We start from the raw sequence: 8,464 nt of genomic DNA, 5'->3' as shown, positions 1-8,464 counted from the left end.
GTGCGCCAGCAGCAGCCCCCACAGCTCCTGCTGTACCAGGTCCGGCGTCTTGCTGCGCAGCACGGTGCTGGCGCCACGCAAGTGCGTCTTGAACTCGTCAAACACACCCTCGATTTCCCAGCGCTCGTGGTACAGCGCCGCCAGCTCCAGGCCCGGTGCTTGATCGGCGTTGAGCAGGGTGGTGATCAATCGGTAGCTGTCTTCGCTAGGGGTGGCCGAGTTGTGCAGCGTGTACTCAATGACGCGCACGGTCGTGCCGTGACGCCGAGCGYTGTCGGCACTGTCGTAGACGGTGCTCAGGTACGAACCGTCGGCCAGCACCTSCTGTGGCGCCAGCTTGATCGTGGYGCTCACGCGCCACAGCAGTGCGGCCCCGCTGCCCGCGGCCAGTTGCCACAGCTTGAAGCTGTAAAAGCCCCGATCCGCCAGCAGCAGCATGTCCTTGCGCAACCAGTCGGGCAGCACCTCGGCGGCCATCGCTTTCTCGCTGCGCGCGTACGGGGCGATGTCCGCCGCCACRACGGCGTGCGTGCCGCATTCGACCAGCCCGAGCACGCGCGCTTGCGGGAAGGCGCTTTGCCCACGCACGGCCGTGGGGTACCCGAAGAACTGCGCATTGGCCTGCTCGTCGGCCACGTCCAGGCARCTGCCGTCCAGCGCCATCACGCGCCGCTCGCGATACCACGCCCCAGGTGCGCCGGGCGCGGCCAGCGGGCGCAGMACGCGCTGCGCCAGGCGACGCATCACTTCGGGCCCCAGGCGGGTGCGCGCCTGCGAGATCGCGGACTTGCTGGCCTGCACGGCCTCAGCCTGCCCGCCGCCCAGCCAGTGCAGACCCTCGCACACCACGCGCAGCACTTCCTCCAGCGGCGCCTCGCGCCACAGGGCCAGCGCCATCACGTAGTACACCACCGCCGCTGCCGGCAGCAGCCGCTCGCGCTGGCTGGCCTTGCCCGTCTCGGCGAGCACCTCGTCRATCAGCGGGCGCGGACACACCGCCGCAAGCACCCCGGCGCTGATCAGGTGCGCCGTGTCAACTCGAGCCGGTAGCGCCTTCCTTGTTCGTGCCATCGAWTCCGTCCGTAGTGGAGACGGGACCGGATTGTCGCACAGAATTATCTATCTGAACAGTATTGGTCCTAGAGGCGTTCGACTTGGCGGCGTGGCGTGTCGCGACCTTCCCGCGAATCTTGTCGGCGAAAATGGTCAACGACAACCCGATCCTCGAGCAGCAGCGGGATGTATCGCAGTTCGTGGACCTCCGAAAACGCCTGGGCGTGCTTCGCCGGCCGAATCGATCCTGGACATGGAGCAGGAGATCTCCGAGCTGCGCCGCAAGAACGCGCACCTTCGGACGATGAGCGGCATGTACCAGGCCGGCGCCGAGAGCTCGGCCGCGCACGGCAAGGAGATGTTCGGCACGATCCTCACCGCGCTCATCGACCCCGACAGCGGCATCAACAAGACCGCCCGCATCGTCAGCCGTGCACGCCTCGCCGTCATCACGGAGGACTGATGGGCATCCAGCGCAACCGAACCCCCGCCGGCCGGCTGTCCCACATGGTGTTCGGCTTGTGCCATGTCGTCGACGGCCTGGTGCGCCTTCTGACCTTCTGACGCTGGGCCACTTCCACACCACTGCCACGCTGGACTGGGCCCGGCGGCAATCGCGCCGCCAAATCCATAAGCTGAAGGAGGCCCGCTCCGCGACGGCGCCTACGCTTGGCTGGCCGCTTCGCCGGCCATTCCCGTTCACGAATGCCACGTCGGCTGATTCGACGAGCCTCAGTGCGCTGAGGTCGTCTTCGCCTGCCTCCATCGCGACGCTGCGAGCGAAGGCTGAATTCGGCCAGGACCGGACCTTCAAACCCTGAGCCTGATTTCGTCGGATGCCAACCTATGCCCCCTGAATCGATGACCGAAGAGATTGACGAACGCGAGGTCTGGGATTTCGAACTGGCGCAGCGGCTGCCGGGGTTGCTGCTCCTGGTAGGTCTCGCGTACTTCGATTCCGAGGAAACGCTGATTGAGCAGCAGCAGTTCTTCGGGTCGCGTGGGCGAGCGATACAACCTGCCACCAGACACCAGGTCGCTCTACGAAACGGAACCCGGTGAATACCGGCTTCGGTCAACCGGAGAGGTCGTGGTGGACTCTGATTTCACCGTGACGTTCTCCATCCGCAAGCAGCCCGACAAATCGGCAGACGGTGACTGAAAAGGTCAACATGCCACTAGACTACTTTCCGGCGCAAAAATGCCGTTTTTGAGTTTCTGCGTGGCGAGGCAACAAAGGCCAAGGCCGCCGAGATCGGCGGCCTTGGTTTCAGTGCGCGGTGGAGAGGAAGAAGGGGATGGTCTCAGCGTTTGGCTGAAGCTGCGAGAGCGAGGCCGATATTGATCAGATTGTCTGCGACGACGCCAAGCCCTACCCAACGCCCAATGCCCGACGGGCCCTTGTAGCGACATCGATTCAGGCCATGGCGTCTCTTCAAGAGACTGATGCGACCTTCAGCCCCGGTGCGCCACTTCTGGCCATTGCGGAACCATCGTTTCTTCTGGAGCTTCTTGCGCTCGACGCTCTTGGTGGAGCGGTTGGGAATCGAGACGCGTTTGACCCCACGGGCATGGGCGGCGGCCTCGTTGTGTGCCGAGAAGAATCCGGCATCGGCTGCAACCAGGCGGGGTGGGCGCCCGAATTGCTGCTCATGGATATCGAGCGCAGGGACCAACAGATGCGAGTCGCTGGGACGCTCGTCGTAGACCTCGTAGTGCGTGACGATCTGCTGTTCGGCTTCCTGGATCTTGACCATCTTGCCGAACTCTGTGGGCTTGGAGGCCTTGCCTTTGCGGATGATCTCGGTGTGCGCTTCGAACAAGCTCACGAGCTTGCCGCTCGAGTGCGGATTGCCCTTGAAGATGCGCTCACGCGTCTGTCTGATGACCTGTCTCACGCGCGGGATCATGGTCTGCAAATACTTGCGCTCGGCTTCAATGCCCGCCTGCGCAATGACGCAGGCGCTGCGCTTGACGCCGCTTGCCACTTCCTGCACGAAGCGCGTGGCCTGCCCCACCACGCGCCCGGTGATGGACAGCAGCTTGCCGTAGCTGTGCCGCAAGCGCTCCGGACCCTGCTTGACGCGGCTGCGACTGGCGCGCCCGATGTTGAGCAGGCAATTGCGCGCGCTCCTCGTGCGGTCGCGCAGTTTGGCGCCTGCCGCACCGGCGAGTTCCCCGATTCTCTTCATCGCGCGCGTCAGCACCCGCACCCCGTCGCCCAGCAGCGTACTGTCGGTTGGGTAGTGGATGTCGGTTTCCACGACGGTGGTATCGACGCGCATCCTGCGACCGTGGACGACCTTCTTCTCCTGTGCGATGGCGACCACGCGCTGGTGGATCTTCTCGATGATCTGCGGGCCCAACGCGACGCCGAGCTTGCCCAGCGTCTTGGCGTCGGGAACCTTCTCTGCGCCCACGCGCGTGAACTGGCGATACACCAGGTTTGCACGTACCTCGCGCTCAACCACGGCGTAGCTCCAGTTGCGCATGTGCTTCAACACCAGCAGCCGCAGCACGACCTCTGCCGGGGTGCCCTTGCGCCCGCGCGTGCGGCTGTTCGGCCAGCGCTCAGCCAACGCCGTGTACACCAGATCGAGCAACTGCCGGTCGTCAAGCACCTGGTCGACGTGACGCATCCAGTCTTCCCACAAGTCGCCGACCTCCTCAGCAATCAGGCCCTCGGCCAGATTGAGTTGGCGGCGGCACAGCTCAATCACTTCAGGCCTTATTGCGCGCCCGGGCCCGCTGCGCCTTGGCCTTTTCCTTCTCACGCTGCAGCAGGCGCAAGAACCGATCGCGGTTGTCCGCCGCGATCTCCACCCCGATCTCCTGGAAGCGCAACCAATTGCGATGCGCCTCTTTGAGCGCCTCACCCTGCTCGCGCGGCACGTAGACCGAATGCGCCTTGCCCTCGGCGTTGAACATGAGATACAGGTGCGGGCCGTGGCGGCGTGCCGGATCGGTGGCGCAGGCGCACGAGGGATCGCCGCACTTGCGGGTCAATTCGGTGAGCGATCCCTGGATCATCGACTGCGCGGCCTGTTCGATCTCGGTGATTAGCGCTTCCTTACCTATCATATTGTTAAGGTAAATCAAACGAAACCGCTTGTCAAGCAGTTGCGAATGATTCGATCCCGGAAGTTCAAGCGATGCGGCCGATGACTCCCGGCTCATATCGCGCGATGTGCGCTCATGCACAAAGCGCTGCCCGCCGGGCACCACGACCGCCTCGCAAACGGCTACTGATTTTTGCGCCGGAAAGTAGACTAGGGCCTCCGGCCGCTGCCTCCACCGAGCTGCTCAAAACCGTCTACGCAGAACTGGTGGAGCGACAATTGTCACGCCCGCGTGACACTCGAACCTGAGAGGCGTTCTCTTCCTGGACAACTCAATTGACACTGGCGACGGGCGCGCCCTAGACTGCTTCGTTCGAACACTAGGAAAAACGCGACTGGGCTAGACGAGCATCGAGGCTTGGTTGCCCACTTCGGCGCAGCGCGGGCCCGCCCTTTTCAAGTACCCACTTGTACCCTCCGCGCACCGGCAGGCGAGGCGCATAGAGCGAACTCAACCCTCGTGCGTACTCGTCGTTCTCAAACGCGTGAATCGGAGGAATCCATGAACTTCGTTCGCAAGTCTGCGCTGCTTGTCGCAGTAACCGCCATGGTCGTAGCCGCCTTTCAAGGGTGCTCCTCATCCGCGCTCAAAGCAGCGAGATATGAGGCCCCACCACTCGGAACGAGCTGGGTTTCTTCTAGGCGCGATACAGGCAGCTTCGGCACGGCAAGCACGCAACTTTCCTATAAGCGAGGAGAGATTACTTGGCAGGGCAGCCAGCACGTGGCCTTCGAATCCCCGGAGGGAACCATCGTGGCGCAGCCCAACGGAAACTGGGTCGGTTTCTTTGGCCAAGGAAGGCCGCTCATCACATGGGAGCCTCCCCTCAGCTACGAGTGGCCTCTGACCGTCGGCAAGACGTGGAGCGCCAGTCACATGCAGACCGTTCACGCCACCCAGCAGCGCCAGCGCCTCGATATCGTGTACTGGGTCGAAGCCAGCGAAAACGTCTCCGTGCCGGCGGGGGCGTTCGAAGCTTTCAGGGTGAAGTCCACGGACAATATGGGCAACGAGAACTTGGCGTGGTTCAGCCCGGCACTCGGCATCTACGTGAAGCAGTCGATGCGGCGCACAGATAAGCATCCGCAAGGCCCAGGGACGCGTGAGGTGCAGTTGGTCTCGCAAGAGATTCGGAAGTAGTTCCGCGGTCGCCCCGGTCGCACTTGCTCTGCTGGTAACCTGCGTTAAGCCTTTGCGTCCTGTGCGACTGGCCTGACTTGGACCATTTCGGCTTTCGTGTCCGCGTCGGACATACGGCAGCTCAGGGCCCAGAGCGGCTGTACGGCTGGTGACGCCTTTGCACCTACCCGTCCGGCATCCGCGGCCCGAAACGCGTCCATCCCAAGAATGCAATTTCTTGGCCGAACGAGGAATGGTGGACGGTGCACGAGGGAGAGGGGTTGAGAGCGCGAGTACGCGCTAATYATGGCCTGACCTTCTTCGCTCAGGAACAGGGCGTAGAACGGAACCGGTTGCCATTCGCCGAACTTGAGCCACCCCAAGCCCTGCCCAAGGACGTTCAGCGGCAATTCGAGCAGCCACGTCACGATCTTGCGCAAACCTACCGCCGACCCGGCGAGCGCCGCTGCTTGTTGCTCGAGTGATCCCGTCCAGCCCCACGAGGGCACGTGTTGGCGCCTGCGGAGTCGACCGGCGATCGAACCCGGCCGCGGAGCGAGGTTGGTGCGGAAGCGGCCGCCAGCCTTAGCCAAACGCCAGGTGGAACAGCGGCGGTCCACGCCGGGGATTTTTTCGACCCGTACAAGGCGCAACTCACAGGCTCGTCGCATCCAGCGGCGCAAGGCGCCTCACGAGGTGCTGTGTCGACGAGATTCCGAAGACGGCCGTCGGCAAGCTGAACCGCAAGCAGCTTTGCGACCGCTACGGACGCTCCGCGCCGACGATGCAGTGGAAGATCTAGCCGGCACGGCTCAGCCGTAGAGCCCGGCCAGTTCCTCCTGCCCGGCCTCGCACTGCGCGCCCAGGGGCAGCACGCAGACGAACTGGCCGCCCAGTCGGCATCCACTCGCGCCGTCGCAGCCGATGCGAAGGAAAATCCGATATGTAGCGTTCATCGAGCATCGCCGCACCTTGCCATACAGCGCGGACTGTCAATTCCAACCACAGGAGTCATTCTTCCATGCCCACCGACGACGACACCAAGCCTTCCGCCACGCACAGCGCGTATCTGGAGGAAAAGGCCTTCAAATCGCGCACGTTGCTGATCTTCGGCGCGATCACCGACGCGGTGGCGGCCGATGTCACGCGCCGCCTCATCGCACTCGATGCGGACAGCCAGGCGCCGATCGACATCCTGGTGAGTTCGCCGGGCGGGCACCTGGAGTCGGGCGACGCGATCCACGACATCGTGCGCTTCATCACCGCGCCGGTGAACATGATCGGCACCGGCTGGGTGGGCAGCGCTGCCACGCATCTCTTCCTGGCGGCGCCCCGAGAGCGACGCGTCTGCCTGCCCAACACCCGCTTCTTGATTCACCAGCCGAGTGGCGGCGCAGGCGGGCAGGCGACCGACATCGCGATCCAGGCGCAGGAGATCGTCAAGGCCCGCGAGCGCATCGCCCACGAGATCGCGCGCGAAACCGGCAAGCCGCTGGAGGAGGTGCTGGTCGACATCGAACGCGACCGCTGGCTGTCGGCCGAGGAAGCGGTGACCTATGGGCTGGTCTCGCGCATCATCCATCGCAAAACCGAGTTGCGGACTTAGAAGCCATCCGCAAAGACGGATCAGCGCCAGTCGCCGCGCAGCGCCGCCACCTGGTCGGCGTAGGTCGCCTCGATGCGCTGCAGGCGCGCCTGGCGCGCCGCCTCGTTCACCAACTGCGAGGTCATGGCGCTTTGCCTCGCCAACTGATAGGACAGCTTGGCGGCCGGCATCAGCGAGCTGTTGTCGGCCGCGACAAAGCCCGCGAGGTCGTGCCGGGCAGGCTCACCGGCTACCACACCACCACGACGACGGCGGACTTTTAGGCCCTGGCGATTTGTAGCAACAAGTGGACCGCGACTTGAGCTCGCAAATCACAGGGCGGTCTTCGGCAAAGCTGCACTCGTCAGACTCTTCTCGCCAGGACCGGCCGTTCGACGTCGAGGCAGAATTCGGGCCAGAAGCTTGTGTGGCGTGGATAYACCGCATCGGAGTCCGATAGGTCGTTCAAGGGCCTAAAGGCAGCCGTGCGTGGCAATAATCAGCGCGTGAATTCACCGTCCGAGTTTGAAAATCTCAGCAACGACCAGTTGGCGGCGCTAGCTGCACAGTGGCGAGCTCGAGCGTTGCATGGAGAACGAGACGCCAATGGTCGGGCTCATGAACTGGAGCGCGAACTGCGCCGAAGAAGCGGAGCCCTATCCACGCTCGGGGCGGACCTACGCGCCCCACGCCGAATTGCAGGACCTTGGTGGGCGTTCTGGCGCAAGTAGTCCGCCCGCCCAAGCGTTTCCGACATGGCACTTTCGGCCAAGACCGGTCATACGATGCAGGCCCGCGAATCGAATACAAAACACACTGAGGCGTGGAGATGCTGTCACCGAGAACATTGAGGATAGCAGCGGCCGCCACCACCCACCCTTGAGGGCCACCGAGCGATGCGCAGAACGCGGGCCCCAGCGGTCATCTGAAAGAACCGGCGAAATTGCAACGAAGCTATCCCCATCAAAGACGTGGTTCTAGAACGAAGGTGCATCGACAGACGCGCTCCAGGCTCTTGCGGACATGGTTGGGCTTCCGAAAGAGTATCTTGACCTTCTGGCGTTCAGGGGTTACATCTTCACCGCGCTCGTTGAAGTCACCCGTTGGGTAGAGCGGTCTGATGAGGGGAGACATGCACCATGGTCCGTTGCCTGCCGCACTTCCGCCAAACGGTRCGACTTGGCCTGTCCGCCACCCTCTGCGCAGCAGCCGCGTTCGCGCATGCACAGACGCCGCCAGCGGTGGCCGGGTCGGACACAACGGTCGTCAAGCAGAGCAACATCGTCCCACCCATCGTCGCAAAGCCTTGTCGCCCTGGGAACTGCCCGTTTGCAGGTCAGACGGTGACCGTCCTGGTTAACGGGGGCAAGGCAATCGCCGGCCCCGTTCAAGAGCTACGGTCGGAATTCGAAGCCGCCACAGGAGCAAGGCTCGTCGTCGTCGAGAAGACCGTCGACGAGCACTACGCGAGCTTGATCTCGGACGTCAGCACTCAGAGAGTGAGAGTTTTTCTCCGAGCCCGTCAAACTGGCACGGGAATGGCTTCGCAGTTGGCATGACGACGCAGATTGATGCAAGCGAAGGAAG

9 protein-coding genes are annotated in these 8,464 nt (G+C 63.6%); 4 read left to right on the top strand and 5 right to left on the bottom strand.

The window, feature by feature from the left end:
- The coding region (locus AC1DY5_RS31875; RefSeq protein ID WP_478117971.1) for an IS4 family transposase at positions 1-1,071 on the bottom strand (1,071 nt) is incomplete at its 3' end.
- A gap of 235 nt (positions 1,072-1,306) precedes the next feature.
- On the opposite strand from AC1DY5_RS31875, the gene AC1DY5_RS31870 reads away from it, so the two are divergent.
- Positions 1,307-1,516, top strand: coding sequence for a hypothetical protein (locus tag AC1DY5_RS31870; RefSeq protein ID WP_478117970.1), 210 nt, complete (start codon positions 1,307-1,309; stop codon positions 1,514-1,516).
- A 398-nt stretch (positions 1,517-1,914) separates the two neighbouring features.
- Positions 1,915-2,115: a hypothetical protein gene (locus AC1DY5_RS31865; protein WP_478117968.1), complete on the top strand. Its 201-nt coding sequence runs from the start codon at positions 1,915-1,917 to the stop codon at positions 2,113-2,115.
- Positions 2,116-2,357: 242 nt separating this feature from the next.
- Here the strand turns inward: AC1DY5_RS31865 and AC1DY5_RS31860 are convergent, their stop codons facing one another.
- Together AC1DY5_RS31860 and AC1DY5_RS31855 are read right to left on the bottom strand one after the other, a co-directional pair.
- A complete protein-coding gene (locus AC1DY5_RS31860; RefSeq protein WP_478117973.1) occupies positions 2,358-3,764 on the bottom strand; it encodes an ISNCY family transposase in 1,407 nt (468 codons plus the stop codon).
- A 10-nt stretch (positions 3,765-3,774) separates the two neighbouring features.
- The gene (locus AC1DY5_RS31855; protein WP_478117966.1) at positions 3,775-4,275 is read right to left on the bottom strand and encodes a DUF6788 family protein; all 501 of its coding nucleotides are present in this window, start codon (positions 4,273-4,275) and stop codon (positions 3,775-3,777) included.
- A 399-nt stretch (positions 4,276-4,674) separates the two neighbouring features.
- On the opposite strand from AC1DY5_RS31855, the gene AC1DY5_RS31850 reads away from it, so the two are divergent.
- The gene (locus AC1DY5_RS31850) at positions 4,675-5,313 is read left to right on the top strand and encodes a hypothetical protein (protein WP_478117964.1); all 639 of its coding nucleotides are present in this window, start codon (positions 4,675-4,677) and stop codon (positions 5,311-5,313) included.
- A 791-nt stretch (positions 5,314-6,104) separates the two neighbouring features.
- On the opposite strand, the gene AC1DY5_RS31845 is transcribed toward AC1DY5_RS31850, so the two are convergent.
- Positions 6,105-6,248 (bottom strand): hypothetical protein, encoded by a 144-nt coding sequence (locus AC1DY5_RS31845; RefSeq protein ID WP_478117962.1) that lies wholly within the window; start codon positions 6,246-6,248, stop codon positions 6,105-6,107.
- 65 nt (positions 6,249-6,313) lie between these two features.
- Here AC1DY5_RS31845 and AC1DY5_RS31840 point away from each other — a divergent pair, with 65 nt between their 5' ends.
- A complete protein-coding gene (locus tag AC1DY5_RS31840) occupies positions 6,314-6,898 on the top strand; it encodes an ATP-dependent Clp protease proteolytic subunit (RefSeq protein WP_478117961.1) in 585 nt (194 codons plus the stop codon).
- A 20-nt stretch (positions 6,899-6,918) separates the two neighbouring features.
- Here the strand turns inward: AC1DY5_RS31840 and AC1DY5_RS31835 are convergent, their stop codons facing one another.
- Positions 6,919-7,134 carry a hypothetical protein gene (locus AC1DY5_RS31835; protein ID WP_478117960.1) on the bottom strand — a complete coding sequence of 72 codons (216 nt, stop codon included), beginning with the start codon at positions 7,132-7,134 and terminating at the stop codon, positions 6,919-6,921.
- Positions 7,135-8,464 lie beyond the last annotated feature (1,330 nt).

This window comes from Variovorax sp. P4_D9, assembly GCF_056401695.1.
Note: the sequence above shows the minus strand (reverse complement) of the source record. Positions and strands in the feature narration are given on the sequence as shown.

Bases quoted from the DNA above. Each gene is read 5' to 3' on its own strand.
- AC1DY5_RS31870 (WP_478117970.1), top strand. From the start codon at position 1,307: ATGGAGCAGGAGATCTCCGAGCTGCGCCGCAAGAACGCGCACCTTCGG.
- AC1DY5_RS31865 (WP_478117968.1), top strand. From the start codon at position 1,915: ATGACCGAAGAGATTGACGAACGCGAGGTCTGGGATTTCGAACTGGCG.
- AC1DY5_RS31850 (WP_478117964.1), top strand. From the start codon at position 4,675: ATGAACTTCGTTCGCAAGTCTGCGCTGCTTGTCGCAGTAACCGCCATG.
- AC1DY5_RS31845 (WP_478117962.1), bottom strand. From the start codon at position 6,248: ATGAACGCTACATATCGGATTTTCCTTCGCATCGGCTGCGACGGCGCG.
- AC1DY5_RS31840 (WP_478117961.1), top strand. From the start codon at position 6,314: ATGCCCACCGACGACGACACCAAGCCTTCCGCCACGCACAGCGCGTAT.